Genomic DNA, 13,841 nt, shown 5'->3' with positions numbered 1-13,841 from the left:
CTAGGCGTATGGGTATCGAACACAAAATCGAGGCGAGACAAGCTCACCCAGGAGCAACGGGCCGCGCTCACGGAAATCGGCGTCGAATGGGCATGAGGGCCCCGAAGATCTCTGTTCTAGCGTCTGATCACATCCAAGCTTGAGAGATCCGCGATGAGCGCCAAGTGGTCAAAGACATCCAGACAGCGTGTTCGATCAACACCCACTATCCTGTACAGGCGTAGCAGGACCGGAATGAGGTAGTGCCCAGTTAGTCGGCTGTCGGCGTCCAGGGCCACTACGTACTCGCACGCTTCGATAGCAGCCTGTGGCACTGGAGTGGTCTGTCGGTTGAGCCCGATAAAGAGGTCTCTCTGGTTGTCCGAGAAGGCCAGGCTACGGACGAAGGACTGAACGATGCGGTTCTGGACGTCTCCTTGTAGTTGGTCGATTTTTCGGACTGCGCTGGCTGCACTGTTGCGGACCGTGGATTCGGCGTCCTCGAAAAGGCCGGGCAGCCATTTGAGGGAGCGTTCTGGATGCTGGGCGAATACCTGGGCAGCGCCGTTTCGTGCAGCATCGCTTAGTTCCCGGACGGCGCCTGGAAGGTCCGGGGTGAGTATCTCCCAGATTGCAAGGACGGCCCAGGCCTGACCTGCACTGTTGCCTGCGTCGCCTTGAAGCGTGAGTGCTTGGGTCAGGTAGTGGCTGAAGCGATCTGTGTCCTGTTGCAGTGCCAAGAGCAGAAGATCTCGGACGGTGTATGCGGCGTAGAGGCCTGCAGTGGCCTGGGCGAGGAGTTCGTCCGCGAGGGCCAGGGCTGTTTGAGGCTGGTGTCTGTGAAGGGCGTGTACTGCTCGTGCGGCGCACGCACGTACGGCGGGTGAGGTGTCGCGAGCCAGGTTCTCCGCGATAGAGGTGAGGGCTTGTAGATTCTGATCTCCGTGTGCCAGGAGTGCTCCTGTGACCCAGGCGGCTTGCCCACGGCTGGTGTTGATTCCTGCCGCGACGAGGTCGCTTGTTGCGGTGTAGCCGTTGTTGTCCGTCTGGTCGTTGGAAAATTCACCGAGCAGCCCAACGATGTTCTGGTCCGTGTTCGCAAGGTTCGTCTCAATGGCGCGGCACAGTTCCGTAATGCTGCCGGGACCGCAGGCTCGATAGATGTGAGTGCACAAAGCAGCAAGGCAGTCGGCGTCGAGGCGGGGCGAGACAGCGCGGAGGACGGCGGCGAAATAGACAAGTGGTGAATCGCTGTTCATTTGGAGCGCCAGCGAGGCGAACCGCTGGGGCTCACGTTCCGCCTGACGTCCCAGCGTCTGCGCCAACTCGTCTGCCCCTCCTGCAGTACCCAAGTGGGTACTGCGCTCCGGGTCGGCATAGATGGCGAGGGCTCGCAGCCAGTGGGCGTTCTTCATCCTCGCGGCGGCCTCGTCGCTGATCGGGGATTCGACGCCGCGCACGTAGCTCGTTGGCATAGGAGTGAGAACGCCGGTGCCGAATTTTCGTTCCCATTCTCCGAGCCGTCGACGTACGTGGCCTGTGCGGCGGTCGGGGTCGACAGCGGACAGAAGCCGGTACTGGGTGAGTCCGACCCTGCTGTGGCCGTGGATCCCGGGGGTGTCCCAGGGAGGATGAAAACTCAAAAGCGATGAGAGAAGCCGGTCCAGGCTCTCGGCAGAGCACCGTGACGATGCCGAAGTGATCATGTCCCGGGTGGACCACGTCACCTCGTCCCACAGGCTCTGACGATGGCAGCTATCCGCAAGCAGCCATTGCACTGCTTCGTCGGGCCGATCGACCACTGTGTACAGCCGGGACACGATGTAGTTGGTTTCCGGCCCGTCGACGGCCGCAAGGCACTGCAGGGCCTCGTCAACAGTCTCTGGCTGTGCGTAAGCGAGGGCGCGCAGTGCTTCGTCGAGGCATCGGACGAGGAGAGATCCAATCTCGTAGGCGCCCAGGTACATGCGTGCCCATCGCTGCCGGCCGCCAGAGCCGCCGCCGGCTGCCTTGGTCCTGGCGAATTCGAGCACGAAGGGGAGCACCTCGTCGACGAAGACGGCGGGAGCGCTGCTGGAGAGCTGGCCGATGACGTCGCGGGCAGAAGGCGGGTAGTTCGTGAGCAGACGTGCGGTGAACGGGTCCTCGTGCCCGTCCTGGGAGGCACGTGCGGCGGCTCTCCGCAGGAACGCGCCCATGATCCGGGCGGCGTTCTCCGGATGGGACTGTGCGAGCGACTGCAGGTTCGTGAGGAGGGCGTCTTGGTCGTCGACGTGCCCGGGGAGCGGATCGAGTTCACCGCGCTGGATGAGCTCAATGACGAGACCCTCCAAGTCTGCGTTCACAACCCAGAGAGCCAGTTGATGCAGCCTGTCCCGCCAGGCAGCAGATGCGCCGATGTACGGTGCGACCAAGGCCGACACTCGCTGGGGGCGCTCGCTGGCGACATTGAGCAGCGGAGCGAAGGCGTCTGCGGCCGTGGCGGGGTCAGCGAGCCAGTGTTCCCAGCGGCCGTTGTGGTCGGCGGCATCGAACCATGCTGGCTGTCCCAGCAGGGACCGGGTCTTGGGTGCCAGGGGGGAGGAACTCCATGCGAGGTCGTCGAGCTCTCCCCAGTCCTCGGCCGTGGCAGCGATCTGCCGAAGCACCGCGATCACGACGTCCTTGATGTGCGGGCGGATCTGCTCAGATCCGAGCAGTTGCCGGACGGTGGAGCTGAACCGGTTCCGGTCGAGCGCCTCGGTGTATTCGAGGATCTGGCGCGTCTGGGCCCGGCGGAACAGCGCCTGCCCGGAGCTGACGAGGAAGTCGTGCAGCGTCTTGGATCCGGACATGAAGGTGCGGGCAAAGAGGTAGTCGAAGTAGGACTCGTGGAAGAACCCGATGTGATCGCGTGTCTCCGAGGCCAGGATGCCTTCGGATTCCAGGAGCTGGACATCCGTCTGGTCGAAGTTGTCGAGGACCAGACGCGGCGCGGTGAGGCTCTCGTTGTCGCTCAGGTACTGCACCAGCGTCGTGATGATCTCCGGCCAGGATTGCGCCCTGAGTTTGGGTTCGATGGCGTCCCGGCGTTCTCTGGTGAACTGGTCGTAGAGCTGCTGCAGAGTGCGGTAGCTCCCTGCGCGGGCGGAGGAAGACAGCCGGCTGAAGACTGACAGATGCAGGGGAACCTTGAGCAGCCGGAAGGTCTCGGGATCGAGGGCTGACGGATCGGTTCCGGCCTCTTGCAGTACCGTGCGGACGGACTCGTCGCTCAGTTCGTCGAGTGGGATCCGTTCCACGCGATCACGGTTGGCGGCGAGTTCTCTGAGCCGGGAGTCCTCCTCAATGTCGATCGTGCGGGCCACCAGCAGCACCTTGACTGTGGGTTCATGGCGCAGCTGCTCCAGCACCTCGGCAACTGCCCCGTATACCTCGGACATCCGGCCGCTGTAGGTGCTCACGGCGTCCAGTTGGTCGACCAGCAGAAGAGATGGCTTTCCGTCAGCCACATTCGCAAGGATCACCGCGGGTGAATCGGCGAGTTCCATCGCCCTGCCGAGTCCAGCGGCGCTCAGGGTATTGGCTCCGACCGTGTTCATCCGCACGGCAGCCGTGTACCAGCCCCCCGCCTGAAGCTTCTGCACGGTCTCGCACGCCACTGTCGACTTGCCCATACCCGCGCGTCCCTCACACAGCAGGATCTGAGGACCGTCCGGATCAGTCAGCCGCTCGATGAACCTGTCGGTGTGGGGGCGCAGCGCCAGGCCGAACGAAGGCTGTTTGTCTTTCACCTGCAGGGACAGGCGGTCGACGGTGCTCGCGAGAGCGCGTTCGGTGTTGGTGTCGCCAACGAGGTAGCGGCGCTTGATCTGCTTCTTCTCCAGATACGCCCAGACCTGTGGCGCCGTCACCACCTGGTGGAGGTGATCGTCGAAGAAGTCACGCAGGATGGCGACCACGGATTCCGGATCGTCCTGTACAAGGAACGAGTAGCTCAGGGCCACCTCGTTCCGGAGGCTCTCTCCCGGCTGGTGCCGGACCTGGATCAACCGCAGGTACCGCCACGCGGTCTCTCTGTCGGCCGTCGGCCAGTTCGCGGCCACAGTTGCGAACTCGCCGGGAGGGCCAGTCCGGATCTCCTCGAACTCCTCGAACGTGTCGGCCGCCCTGGCCTGGTAGCACATTTTTTCAAGTTCCGCGGCGTCGGTCGACAAGATCAGGCGAACCGTCTTCCCCGCAGCAAGATAGCCTTCCACCTTGCGCAGCACCTCGGCCAGCCTATGCAGGGTCCAGCGCGTGCTGTAGTCCTTGACCTGGTCGCAGTACAGTCCGTCCGGGAACTGGATCTCGAACTCGATGCCCTCGCCCTCAGCGCCCGGCGGCTCCAGGCGAATGCTCGACGCCTCCCCCCTGAGAAGCAGCCCGACCTGCAGGGCCGTCCACCGGTGCTCGTACCGATTGCTGAGCTTGTCCGCGGCACCACCCGCCATCGCCATCCGACACCCCGCACAGCACAGGAACAACCAGGCAGGACCGCCCAGCGCACCCACAACGCTACCGGTATCGGACGGCCCCGCGACCCGCCGATGGACCGGCTGAAGACGGCGCTGAACACCCTCCGGCCGTGCCGCGCGGTCGAGCGGCCGTGCCCGGCCATAGGCCCGGGTGCGGGCGCAGGACGCACGTTCCCCAGTCTGTCGGCGACGGGTGGGGAAGCCGAGCGCACCGACGCCGCGCATAGGGGAATGCACCGCCGCCTCCGCGCGCAACCGTGCCCCGTGGCAGCGCGAAGTTCCGGGCGAGATACGGGAGTTGGTCGATGAGAACCGGGCACGGCAGGGGCAGCAGGCCGAAGCCGAGAGCGCCGCCGGTCCACGCTGGTGCAGAGCTGGGACCCGCCATAGCCCCCGACGCCGTCAGGCGCCGGTCCGGGCTGACCGAAAGCGTGCGAACCCGCTGGGGGTGTCGCCCTCGGTGTGTCTCCTGCTGAGAACGGATTCGCTCAGGTCGTTCGGCTGTGCGGGAAAGGTGCTGGCGCCGCGGCGGACAAAGTACTCGGGCTTGTCGCGGGCGTCGGGCGTGGACAGCCCGTACGGCGGGTGCGTGCCCGGCGATACCTCGAGGACCAGGATCAGCTTGCCGTCGATCCTGTAGTCCCGGGCCTCCACGTGGGGCATCGGAATCACGGTGCCCCGTACCAGGTCGACCAGGTGGTCGCGCAGCTTGGTGGGCGGTTTGTCCTCGGTCACGCCGGTGACCGTGACCTCATCACGGTTGATGCCGAAGACCATGGTTCCGCCGTCCCCGTTGGCGAATGCCGCGACGGTCTTCAGGGTCCGCCGGCTCTGCTTGGTCGGGAGGTACTCCTTGAATTCGACCTGGGGTCCCTCGCCGGAGGCGATGAGGGCCTCGATGCGGACCTGCGGCTCGACTGGAACCTCGATCTCCACGCCTGCCTGGTCCAGATCGCCTGTCCAGCCGGACCCGGGATCGATCGAGCGGTAGTCGAGCCACGTGGTGCCTCGCTTCAGCCACAGCCACGCGTGCGCAGGCAGGCCGTGCGCGAGCGGGAAGGTGACCTCGCTCGCCGCTTCGAGCCGACGGCTGCTGCGCTCGGACACTCCGAACAGTTCGAGTTCCGCGCCGTTCACACGGCTGCCTTCCACGGCGACGGCCAGTTGCGTCGGAGTCACGTGCACTCGGCCGAGCCAGGCGCCGCCCTCGGCGAAACGCAGCCGGGCCAGGTCGTCGGGCGGGCCCTGCGCGCCGGTGAGGGAGAAGTCGCCCTCGAAGAAGGCGCGCCAAGCGCTGTTGGGTTCCGGGAACGACGGAACGCCCTCGCCCACCAGGATCGTCTGCGGCACGTTGCGCGAGCCTCGGTCCGCCGACGCGATCATGACGTCCGCGGCCGGGACCGGCAGCGGAGCACGTTCATGCCGGGCGTAGCTGGGGTGCCGGTTTTGGTGTGCGGGGGCCAGTCGCTGCAGGAACCGAAACGGCAAGGGGCCCGAGAGCGAGAGCCGAGCCCCCCTCCGGTGAGCACAGTCCCGCCAGCACCGCTGCGGGCACACGACACGCAACGAAAGCATGGTCCTGGTACTCCCACAGGGCTTCCGACCACTGGGGCGGCTCGGCCCCGATAAGCGCCCAGCAGTGATAGAGCCCCCATCCCGTGTCGGCTCGCACAGCCATCGCCCGGACGTACGCATCCTGCTCGCTGGTCTCCAGGTCGCGGCGGAGGGTGTCGAGATCGATGCTGCGGGCGTTCATGCCGCGTGTCCCCTTGCTCAGGTGCGAAGGCGAAACCGGCTCGGCCTCGCCACTCGTGTGAAGAAATCTAGTGGGCAAGCCGCAGCCGACAAACCGAATACCCTCCCCCCGACAGCCACTTGGCGCCCGTTGCGCAAGCTACTGGGGGCGGCGGCCCACCGACGCGCAACACCGGTGAGCGCGCCTGGTCCCCCGGGACGCCCGCGCCGCCCATTCCGCCCAGGACGCACGTCAAATGCGACCGGAGGTGTGGTCGGCGCGTTCGTCGCTGCGGCCGGGTCAGAGATCGAACTCGAGGTGCTCGATGTCGGTGAAGCGGACCTCCTCCAGCTGGCCGGCGCGGCGGCCGTTGTCCTGGAAGTACACCTCCTTGAGCGCTTCGGCTGCGATCTGCTGGAGCTGCTGGTCGCTGGCGCCCTGCTCCTGGGCGTCGAAGAGACGGGCGGCGTAGCGGGGCGGCAGCGCCACGGTCAGGTGCCGGAGGCGGTTCTCGTCCGTCGTCCCGATCGGCGCGGTGTAGCCGATCCGGGCGCGGGTGTCGATGACGATGCCGCCGGTGGTCGCCGCCCTCTGCCGGGCCTGGGCACGAATCTGCGGCTGCCACCTCTTCTTCACCTCGCCTTCCAGGCGGGCTGCGAGGTCCGGGCGGGGCTTCTTGATCTGGTCCTTCACGTACCGCTCGACGGTGCGCTGGGAGATGCGCAGCATCTGGGCGACCGCCCTGGTGCCCTTGAGCTGCCTGACCAGGTACCGCATCTGCGCGGGCGCGCTCTTGGGTACCGCGCGGGTGAACGCCTTCTGCACCGCGGCGTCCAGACCGTCCCCGAACATGCTCATCGCGGTCTACTCCCCGGTGTCCTGGTCGGTGACGGTGCCGTCCTTGATGTACCGGGCGAGGTTGAGGTCCGGGGCGTTGAACTGCTCGCGCACCCCCTCGCCCCACAGCACGCTCTGGGTGCCCTCCCACTTCACCAGCCCGGGGTTCACGCCGAGCTTGAAGCCGCCGGGCAGCGGCTTGCTGTCCCGGTAGGGCAGGAAGTCCAGCGGTGACGGCCCGTCGGAGGCGTAGACGGCGCAGTCCGAGAGGACCGCGACCGGGTACTGGCCGGTGAAGGCGGCGTGCTTGACGATCTTGCGGTGCATGTTGATCCGGGTCCGGGAGATGACCGCGGCGCGGATGTCCGGGCGCCACGTCGGCCGGGCAAGGGCCCGCCACGGCTGTCCGGGCTTCCAGCCCTCACCACGCGGGCGCTCGCGCAGCTTGCCGATACCGCCCTTCACCGTCGCCTTGACCGCGGACACCACGATCGCCAGCTGAGGGTCACGCTGCCGGTAGCCGTCCATCGCCGCGAGGAAGTCGGCCGGCGGCATGTCCGCGTGCACGCCGAGGTCAGCCATCGTGGCGAGGTAGGCATCGCGCAGCCGGTTGTACCAGGCGTCCAGGTAACGGCCGTTGTCGTGGCGGACGTACGCCTCGATCGGGCACACCTCGTAGCCGAGCTCCACCGCGTAGGCCACCGTCGGCGTCGCGTACCAGGCCGGCCCCGTGGGGCGCTCGCCTTGCGGTGTGAACGGACTGGGCAGCAGCTCGCCGTCCAGCTCCGCCCACTTGTCCTTGGCCACTTTCACGCGGGACAGGTCGACGTGGGAGAGGTCGACCAGCCAGGAGCCGGGCAGTTTCGCGTCGAAGACGGGGTTCTTGACGTGCGTCGGCGCGCCCAGGCCGACGTTAAGGCCGTTCGCGCCGGCGGCGAAGGCCATGTTCACGTCGATGCCCACCAGGTGAGGGCGAAGGCATTCGGCGTCGGTGAGGGGGCGTGCCCAGTCGTACGCCTCCTCCACCAGGACCTCGGCCGGGGTGCGGTGGTGGAAGCGCGGCAGGTGTGCCAGGACCGGGTGCCCGTCGGGTGCCTCGCACGGCGCGCAGTCCACCGGATCCTTGCCCAGCGAGCCGGGGTTGTGCTCGGAGTGCCGCTTGCCCGTCGCGTCCGGTTCGGAGGCCCGGGTCGGCGGGTGCAGCGCGGTCATCAGCTCCAGCCCGGTCACCGCGGTCGATCCGCGCGGCGTCATCACCCGGGCCGCGTAGGTGCCCAGGAGCCGCGCGAGGTCCGCCGGCGGAAGCTGCCCCGCGTCGGCCCAGTGCCGGGCATCGAGCGCGTCCCACGACGGGATGCACAACTGCACGCAGGATCGCTCCGCGCCCTGCGCGGGGCGGTAGATCCTCGCCCACGGCCCGAACCCCCGCTTCGTCAGCTGCCAGTTGGCGCGCACCAGCTGCTTGATGACCTTGTGGCCCTCCGGGATGCGCCCCGCGAGCCGCTCCTCCTTGGTGAGCGTGGCCGGAAGGCCGTAGCGCTCCAGCGCGGCCTCGGTGAGCACGAGCAGCGGGTCGGCGTCCTTGCCCGGGCCGGACAGCTTCGGCGCCCCCAGCTTCGCCTCCTTCAGCGTCCACTCCACCAGGGACGGCAGGGACTTGGCGGGCACGTCCAGGACCAGGCCGCCGACGCAGTACGCCAGCACCTTGCCGTCGTCGTCGACGTCGACGACCGCGAGCGGACCGTTCTCGAACCTCGCATCGGTCCCGCCTGCCGGAGTGCTGGCGGGGCCGGCCTTCTTTGCAGCCGGACCGCGCGATGCCGGCCGGTTCGTGGTCGCCGGACGCGGTACAGCGGCAGGGGCAGCGGAGCGGGGTGCGGTCTTCGCGGGCTCCGCAGCCGGGCCTGTGGGTGCGGTGCAGGCTTGGGCCGGTTCAACCGCCGATAGCGCAGGAGCGGCCGGAACGGCAGGCGTCTCGGGGACCGCCGTGTCCTCAGGGGGCACCGGAGCGTTGGCGGGGTAGAGCTGGGCGAGTTGCTTCAGCATGCGGGCGTATGCGTCGCGCTCCGGCGGCCGCGGCTCGGTCTTGCCGGCCTCCCAGCCGCTGACCGTCGCGCGCCGCACCTGCAGTGCGGCAGCCACCTCGTCCAGCGTCAGGCCGTGCGCCTGGCGCAGCCGCTTGCGTTCCGCCGGGGGCGGCAACGGGGAGCGGGACGCGATGAGCGCATCGACCGCGTCGAACAGCTCGGACATGCAGCACCTCCTACCCCAACCCTAGCGTGAAGCGCACGTTTCGCGTACCAAACGCGTACGGATCCCGTAAACGGCGGTTGGTGGCACGATTGCCTCGGAAAGGCGCCCTCGGGCTTTGGCTGCTGCAGGCTCCTTAGCCGAAGGTTTGCGGTGGTCTCTTGGCTTTGCCTGAACTGGCCGGCGGGATCGGCTTGGTGTGAGAGATCTTGGAGAGCAGACGGCCGCCGTGCACCAGCCATCGCGGCGGCAGAACGCTCGGGGGCGGGCATGGGTGAGATCGTCAGAGGGCTCGAGCGAGCGCTGCTGACCCGTCCCGTGCCCACGCGTGACGCCGCTGTGCGTTTCTTACTCAAGACGGAGAAGGGCTCCACGAAGAACGTGGCTGTCCTCCTGGGGATCTCGCAGCGCACGGTACAGAGGTGGGTCACCACCCGTCCGGGAATGCGCCGCCGTCCCAGTGCTGTGCATGCGGGGTTGATAGATGAGGCCGTCAGGGCACGGTGGCAGCCCCGGGTGCGCGCTCGCCAGCGGGCCCGAGCCGAGGCCGACGGCTTTGTCCTCCACACCAGGGCGCGGTTCGGATTCGCCGCTCCGGCAGGATCGTCGGACGACCCACGGGTCCGGCTGATCACCCAGTACCTGTCGGGAGAAGTGGCCCGCGAGCTGTTCGCCGCCCGGGACGCCGGCGGAGGCGAGCAACAGCAGATGGTGATCCTCGCCCGAGCGCTGGGGCATGCCTACTTCCGGGACGGAGGCCTGCGTGCCCACGGTCTCGGGATCGCCTTCACCGATGTGGAGTTCGCCGAGTTCTCCATCGGCTGACCGTGCACAGGGTCCGGGGCTCAGCGTGAGGGCGGTGTCTGGTGCCGTGTCAGCATCGCGTCGTAGTGCTGTGCTTCCTTTCGTTCGCGCCAGTCCCACTGAATACGGCCGGTGCGCTGGTCGGCGGGCGGCTGGGGCGGGCGAAGCCTGGCGCCCTCGGCCACGCGCAGCAGGTGGGTGCGGTCGTGGGGGCCGGCCAGCAGATGCTGGTCCTGGCCGGGCGCGAGCCGGGCGAAGCACACGGCGGCCTTCAGGAAGACGCGCGCCCACGGCGGCACCCGGTGCGAGGCGCAGCCGTCGGTGTAGCGGGCGCGGTCATGCAGGGCCAGGGTGGCCGCCACGTCGTCATAGTCGCCGGGGCGGGCGGTGGCGAGCTGCTGGAACGAGGCGCCGGTGAAGAGCGCGGCGGCGAGAGCGGCGGCCAGGCGGGGATGGGCAGTCGCGGCGGCCAGGCGCCGGGCGGCTTCCCGGGCCGTCTGCCCGGTGAGAGGTACGGGGGGCGGGCGGTGCCGGAAGACGATCGGCGGCGGTGCGCACGGCGCGGTACAGGGGGCGGGGCTGTCGTAGGAGACGAGGCGGTCCAGCGCGGGCAGGGTGAGCCACCGGTCTGTCGGCTGGACGGGCTCTTCCGCAGGCGGGGGTTCGGCGGCAGGTATGCCGTAATAGTGGCGGCGGGCGGCCTGGAAGTCGGCGGTGATGGCGTAGTCGGCCGTCTGCAGGGCCTGGTGCAGGGCTGCGGGCAGGTGGGGGCGGTGGCAGACCAGGGTCAGGTGGATGCCGGTGAGGGCGCGCAGCTGCAGGAGGCGCATCGTGCGGCGGGCGGTGAGGCGGTGGGCGCGCAGGACGGTCAGCCGGGTGACGGGAAGTGCGGTGATCCAGGCGGTGGCGGCTTCCCAGGCGGGCTGACGGCCGGCGGGGAAACGGCCCGGGAGCAGGGGTGTCTTGCCCAAGGCGGCGAGAAGGTCGTGGGCGAGGCCGGTTTCACTGGTGGTGCCCGGGCCAGGGTGCAGGGTGATCCGGCCGGACGGCAGGTGGTGGGCGGCCAGGGCGGTGTGCGTGTGGATCGCGTCGTCGCCCGGGTCGATGACCACGACGACGGACGGTGGCACGGCGAGCGGCATGGCGACGTGGTGTCAGGCGAGGCGGCTGAAGGCCCAGCGCAGCAGCTCCTGATCCACCCGGGGGCGGCCGGTGCGGGCCAGAGCGGTGCGAGTGTGGGCGGTCAGCTGGGCCCAGGCACGGAAGTTGCCGTGAGCGGCATGGCTGTCGGCGAAGGTGATGTCATCGGGTTCGGCATCGGCCCAGATCGGATGGAACAGCGGGATTGCCTCGAGGACCTCGCTGGGGGTGAGGCGGGTGAAGTGCTGCCAGATGAAGATCCGGGAGGACAGCATCGGCTCACGGCGCAGCACGGTGTGGCAGCCCTCGCCGCCGACGAAGATGATCGCGAGCTGGGTGGCCGGTTCGTCCCACAGGTAACGGAAGTACTCGAACGCCTCCCCGTTCAGCCACTGGGCCTCGTCGACCAGAAAGGTGCGGGGGCGCTCGGCCAGGGCGGTTTTCAGCAGGCGGTCGAATTCACTGGGGTGGCGCGGTGGTTCACCGGCCAGGTCGAGCGCGGTGAACAGTTCGTAGCGCACCGCGCGGGCGGTGGGCCGGGCACGGAAGGTGATCTTGCGGACGTCCTCGTGCGGTTCGAGTCCCAGCAGGCAGGTGTTGACGGCCAGGGTCTTGCCGAAGCCGGCGCCGCCGTGGATGCACATCATGGCCCGCGCGGCGACCGTGTCGGTGATGTTCTCCCGGGCGGTGAGCAAGGCGCGGGTGGTGACCACGGACGCATCGGGCAGGTCGACGTACTGGTAGGTGGCCGCGGTCACGAGGCGTCTCCGTCTTCAGCGGTCTGAGCGGTCGATCCGGGCACACGCCCGGGGGCAGGTTCGGACGGGACGGGAGCAGGCCAGCCGGGCGCGGTCCGGGTGACGAGGGATGGTGGGGTGCGCCAGTCGGCTGGGGGCGCGGCGGGCGGGATGAGGTCCGGCATCGCCAGATCGGACAGGTTGGTGCCGGCGGCCTGGGCGAGTTCGGCCTCGGCCTGCGCGGTAGTCAGGGCGCCGAGTCGCTGGGGGGCCTCGGGCTGGTTCACGGCGGCGTAGCGCTCGCGCTGGGAGGCCTCCAGGTCCTTCTTCAGGCGGCGGGAGCGGGCGGCCCGCGCCCTTCGTACGGCGCTGATCTGTTCGTCGGTGGCCTGGTCGGCCAGGTCCGCAGGACCCAGGTAGCGGCCGGTGGCCGCGTGGTAGACCTCGATCCGGTGGTCATGATGGGGCATGAAGCGGATGCGGACCTGGATCCCGGCCTGGCCGGTCATCCACGGCCCCACGTAGTCGCGCTTCCTGAAACGGATGCCGCGGGTGGTCAGCGTGCGTGTACCGGCGTCCTCCAGGGTGAACGTCCACAGATCCGTGGCCGGCACATCCCGCAGCGGGGTGGGATCGTCCTGCCACGCCTCAAGCGGAGTCCTGCCACGCAACGGCGCGGGACGGTGCTCGGTGTTCCACCACGAAGTCCAGGCCAGCAGTCGGGCGGTGAAGTCCTCGAAGCCGAGCAGCACCTCGTCCTTCGGACGAGAGGCGCGTTTGCCGGGGCGCGGCTGGCGGGCATAGCCGGGCAACGCGGCCAGGAACATGCTCTCCACCGCCCGGTTCAACCCCTCCACGGTGCCCTTGAGGTGAGGGGTGTAGGCAGGCAGATCCTCCACCGTTACGTCCAGAAGATCGAACGCAGCCGTCACCGTCCGGGACAGGAAGTCCTTGCCGCGGTCGACACGCACCTTCTCCGGCCGACCGCCGAACGGACCGTACGGCTCCTCGCGCAAGACCGCGGAGCGCAGTGCGGCCAGCACCGACTCCCGCGACGGATCCCCCGGCGTGACCGCGACACCGGTGATCGCGTTCGTCGCGCAGTCGGTGAACCACGTGATCCACGGCCTGCGGGCCTTGCCGTCGACATCGACCAGCACCGCCGCCTGCATGTGGTCCGTCTCCCACACCTGGTTACGCCAGCCACGCGGCCGGGCCAGGAACACATCGTGCTTGCGTGCCGCCCGCTCCCCACCAGCAAGCCCGGCCCGCTCCCCCGGCGTCAGATCACGGCGGATCGCCCGGTGCAACGTCGTCAGCGACGGTGCATCCGCAGGAGGAGACTGCCGAGCAGCACGCAGGACCAGTTCGCGGTGGACCGCCCGCACGTTCCCCTTCCACAGCGCCAACAGCCCACGGACCTCGGGCGTGACCGTGAACCTTGCATCGACCCGGAAGCGTGCGCCGGGGTTGGCGGCCGCGGTCTCATCGCTCTGAGCGGCGGCCAGCCAGCGCCACACCGTGCGCTCCGACACCCCCAGCGCGTCCGCGGCCACCCGTACATGGACTGCTGTCAGCTTCTTCCCTGCCCGCAGTGCGAGCAGCCGCCGCACGGCCGGACCGCGCAGCGCCGCCCTCGACGCCGCCGGCAGTCCGCCGTCTGGGCGGATGGCGTCGCCGTCCTTCATGTCAGCTCCCCTCACGCGGGTGGGACGTCGTGTGCTTGCCGGTGGCCGGGAGCATGCGATCGCCCTCCCGTCTCTTGCAGGAGTGCTCCGTTCACAGTGGCGGCGCGACCCGCTGGAACAGCCGCCTCAGCAAGGCCCGGTCGATGGATGCATCAGCGGTGGTGAGCAGCGCGTT

Annotated in this window: 8 protein-coding genes and 1 pseudogene; 2 read left to right on the top strand and 7 right to left on the bottom strand. The window is 68.8% G+C overall.

Annotation, left to right across the window (positions count from 1 at the left end; translation table 11 throughout):
- Nucleotides 1-96 (top strand): helicase associated domain-containing protein (locus ACL02U_RS31945; protein WP_412794500.1); only part of this gene is annotated, 96 nt, incomplete at its 5' end.
- A 20-nt stretch (nucleotides 97-116) separates the two neighbouring features.
- Here the strand turns inward: ACL02U_RS31945 and ACL02U_RS31940 are convergent.
- From ACL02U_RS31940 to tap, 4 genes are all read right to left on the bottom strand, one after another.
- Nucleotides 117-4,457, bottom strand: a complete 4,341-nt coding sequence (locus ACL02U_RS31940) for a hypothetical protein (RefSeq protein WP_412794499.1) — start codon at nucleotides 4,455-4,457, stop codon at nucleotides 117-119.
- A gap of 420 nt (nucleotides 4,458-4,877) precedes the next feature.
- A complete protein-coding gene (locus tag ACL02U_RS31935; RefSeq protein ID WP_412794498.1) occupies nucleotides 4,878-5,825 on the bottom strand; it encodes a helix-turn-helix domain-containing protein in 948 nt (315 codons plus the stop codon).
- Between the two features lie 685 nt (nucleotides 5,826-6,510).
- Nucleotides 6,511-7,068 carry a telomere-protecting terminal protein Tpg gene (gene tpg, locus ACL02U_RS31930; protein WP_412794497.1) on the bottom strand — a complete coding sequence of 186 codons (558 nt, stop codon included), beginning with the start codon at nucleotides 7,066-7,068 and terminating at the stop codon, nucleotides 6,511-6,513.
- Between the two features lie 6 nt (nucleotides 7,069-7,074).
- Nucleotides 7,075-9,300 carry a telomere-associated protein Tap gene (gene tap / locus ACL02U_RS31925; RefSeq protein WP_412794496.1) on the bottom strand — a complete coding sequence of 742 codons (2,226 nt, stop codon included), beginning with the start codon at nucleotides 9,298-9,300 and terminating at the stop codon, nucleotides 7,075-7,077.
- A gap of 267 nt (nucleotides 9,301-9,567) precedes the next feature.
- On the opposite strand from tap, the gene tpg (ACL02U_RS31920) reads away from it, so the two are divergent.
- A complete protein-coding gene (tpg, locus tag ACL02U_RS31920) occupies nucleotides 9,568-10,122 on the top strand; it encodes a telomere-protecting terminal protein Tpg (protein ID WP_412794495.1) in 555 nt (184 codons plus the stop codon).
- A 20-nt stretch (nucleotides 10,123-10,142) separates the two neighbouring features.
- Here tpg (ACL02U_RS31920) and ACL02U_RS31915 read toward each other — a convergent pair whose 3' ends face one another.
- The 3 genes and pseudogenes from ACL02U_RS31915 to ACL02U_RS31905 all read right to left on the bottom strand — a co-directional run.
- Nucleotides 10,143-11,243, bottom strand: coding sequence for a hypothetical protein (locus ACL02U_RS31915; protein WP_412794494.1), 1,101 nt, complete (start codon nucleotides 11,241-11,243; stop codon nucleotides 10,143-10,145).
- 12 nt (nucleotides 11,244-11,255) lie between these two features.
- Complete coding sequence (locus ACL02U_RS31910) at nucleotides 11,256-11,999, bottom strand: AAA family ATPase (protein WP_412794493.1); 744 nt, start codon at nucleotides 11,997-11,999, stop codon at nucleotides 11,256-11,258.
- 85 nt (nucleotides 12,000-12,084) lie between these two features.
- Nucleotides 12,085-13,591: pseudogene (locus ACL02U_RS31905) on the bottom strand (transposase); the annotation flags it as partial.
- Nucleotides 13,592-13,841 lie beyond the last annotated feature (250 nt).

Origin of the sequence: Streptomyces sp. MS06 (assembly GCF_047200655.1) — a bacterium.
Taxonomy (GTDB): domain Bacteria; phylum Actinomycetota; class Actinomycetes; order Streptomycetales; family Streptomycetaceae; genus Streptomyces.
This window is presented reverse-complemented; position numbering and strand designations above follow the sequence as displayed.

What these genes read in the sequence shown, in the direction of transcription:
- ACL02U_RS31940 (WP_412794499.1), bottom strand. Translation starts at nt 4,457, where the DNA reads ATGGCGATGGCGGGTGGTGCCGCGGACAAGCTCAGCAATCGGTACGAG.
- tap (WP_412794496.1), bottom strand. Translation starts at nt 9,300, where the DNA reads ATGTCCGAGCTGTTCGACGCGGTCGATGCGCTCATCGCGTCCCGCTCC.
- tpg (WP_412794497.1), bottom strand. Translation starts at nt 7,068, where the DNA reads ATGAGCATGTTCGGGGACGGTCTGGACGCCGCGGTGCAGAAGGCGTTC.
- tpg (WP_412794495.1), top strand. Translation starts at nt 9,568, where the DNA reads ATGGGTGAGATCGTCAGAGGGCTCGAGCGAGCGCTGCTGACCCGTCCC.
- ACL02U_RS31915 (WP_412794494.1), bottom strand. Translation starts at nt 11,243, where the DNA reads ATGCCGCTCGCCGTGCCACCGTCCGTCGTCGTGGTCATCGACCCGGGC.